This is a genomic window from Streptomyces triticisoli, from assembly GCF_003270085.1.
Taxonomy (GTDB): Bacteria; Actinomycetota; Actinomycetes; order Streptomycetales; family Streptomycetaceae; genus Streptomyces; species Streptomyces triticisoli.
Genome location: NZ_QFDQ01000178.1, coordinates 1 through 1967, shown reverse-complemented (window position 1 = coordinate 1967; position 1967 = coordinate 1). Strand labels below are relative to the sequence as shown.

General features: G+C 77.5%; 2 protein-coding genes. Both read right to left on the bottom strand.

The annotated features are described in order from the left end of the window. A partial coding sequence (locus DEP02_RS23940; RefSeq protein ID WP_198668560.1) for a squalene/phytoene synthase family protein occupies nucleotides 1-313 on the bottom strand: 313 nt, incomplete at its 3' end. Beyond that, nucleotides 310-1875 carry a phytoene desaturase family protein gene (gene crtI, locus DEP02_RS23935; protein ID WP_112469759.1) on the bottom strand — a complete coding sequence of 522 codons (1566 nt, stop codon included), beginning with the start codon at nucleotides 1873-1875 and terminating at the stop codon, nucleotides 310-312. The genes crtI and DEP02_RS23940, both read right to left, overlap by 4 nt. Nucleotides 1876-1967: the final 92 nt, after the last annotated feature.

Sequence of the window (1967 nt, the reverse complement as noted above, 5' to 3'; positions counted from 1 at the left end):
CCGGCGCGGCGCCCTTCCCGCCGGCCAGGCCCCGGGCGAGGTCGTCACCGAGCCGGTCCAGGGCGGCGGCCCGCCGGGCCGCTGCGCCGTCGGCGTGTCCGCCCCGGTCGCCGTCGAACGCGTCGACGATGTCGTCGGCCCAGCGGGCGAAGCCGTACAGGGCGTGCACGGCGGGGCGCCGGCCGGGCGGCAGCAGGCGGGTGGCGAGGAAGTAGGTGCGGCCGTGCCGGGCGTTCAGCTCACGGCAGTGGGTGTAGGCGGCGCGCAGGCGCGGGTCGGTGATGCCGGCGGCGTCCAGTTCCCGGGCGGTCACGGTCGTACTCCTTGTTCGAGCAGGCCGGCCGGTCCGGCGGACGCGGCGCGGGGACGGGGGCGGGATCGGGGACGGGGACGGGGGTGACCGGTGATGCGGGCGGCGGCCAGCTTTCCGGACAGCAGCACGGGCGGCACCCCGACGCCGGGCGTGGTGCCGCAGCCCGCGAGGACGGCGTTGGCGGTGCCGCGCACCAGGTTGCGGGGGCGGAACGGGCCGGTCTGGGCGAAGGTGTGCGCGGCGGAGAAGGGCGTGCCCGCGGCGTGCCCCTGCCCGGTCCACTCGGCGGGGGTCACGAGACACTCCTCCTCGATGGCCGACGCGATGCCCGCAAGGCCCCGGCGGTCGAGTTCGCGCAGCAGGCTGTCGCGGTAGCGCGGGGCGAGGCCGGGCCAGTCGGCGGCACCGGGCCCGATGTCGGTGTTGGGGCAGGGCGCGAGGACGTAGTGCAGGTGCCGGCCCGGCGGAGCCAGGGCGGGGTCGGTGGCGGTGGGCCGGGTGATCAGCAGGGAGGGGTCGCTCATCAGCTCGCCGGTCCGGGTGAGTTCACGGAAGGTGCGCCGCCAGGCGCGGCCGAAGGACAGGGTGTGGTGGGCCAGTTCCGGCCAGGTGCGGTCGCAGCCGGCGTGCAGGACCACGGCCGACGGGGCGTGTCCGAGACGCACGGGGCGGCGCGGGGTCCGGCCCAGCAGGCGGTAGGTCACCGGCAGGTCGGGGGTGAGGACGACGGCGTCGCAGGCGATGCGCTGCTCCTCGGTCACCACGGCGGTGACGCGCTCGCCGGCGCGTTCCAGGCGGGTGACCGGCTGCCCGTAGTGGAACTCCGCCCCGGCCGCCGTCGCGGCGTCGGCCATCGCGCGGGGCAGGGCGTGCATGCCGCCGCGCGGGAAGTACACCCCGGCGACGGTGTCCATGTAGGCGATCACCGCATAGGCGGCCAGGGCCCGCTCGGGCGGGACGCCCACGTAGAGGGCCTGGAAGGAGAAGACCCGGCGCAGCCGCTCGTCGCGCAGGTGGCGGGCGATGCGCGCCTCCCAGCGGCCGAAGCCGCCGAGCGCGGCGAGGCGGGCCAGGTCCGGGGTGAGCAGTTGGAGCGGTGAGTCGAAGTCGGCGTCGAGGAAGCGGCCCCACTCGGCCAGGTACAGCTGCCGCAGCCAGTGGCGCAGGCGGCGGTAGCCCGCCGCGTCGGCGGGACCGGCGAACCGTTCGATCTCCGCCTCCATCGCCTCCGCGTCGGTGTGCACGTCGAGGGTGCCGCCGTCGGCGAAGCGTGCCCGGTACGCGGGGTGCAGCGCGATCAGGTCGACGCGGTCGCGCAGCGACTCGCCGACCGCGGCGAACGCCTCGTCGGCGATGTCCGGCATGGTGAGCACGGTGGGTCCGGTGTCGATCAGGTAGCCGCCGAGCGCGAGGCGCCCGGCCCGTCCGCCGGGGCGCGGGTCGCGCTCGACCACGGTGACCCGGCGGCCGGCGCCGAGCAGGTGCAGGGCGGCGGACAGGCCGGCCAGTCCCGCGCCGACCACCACCACGTGGTTGGTGGGCCCCGTCAGCGTTCTGGTCACCTGCCCGCCTCCGTTCCCGCGGCGGCCGGGACGGCGCCGAGCGACGGACCGCCGGGCCGGGGCACCCGGCCGACGGCGCCCGGCACGTCGGC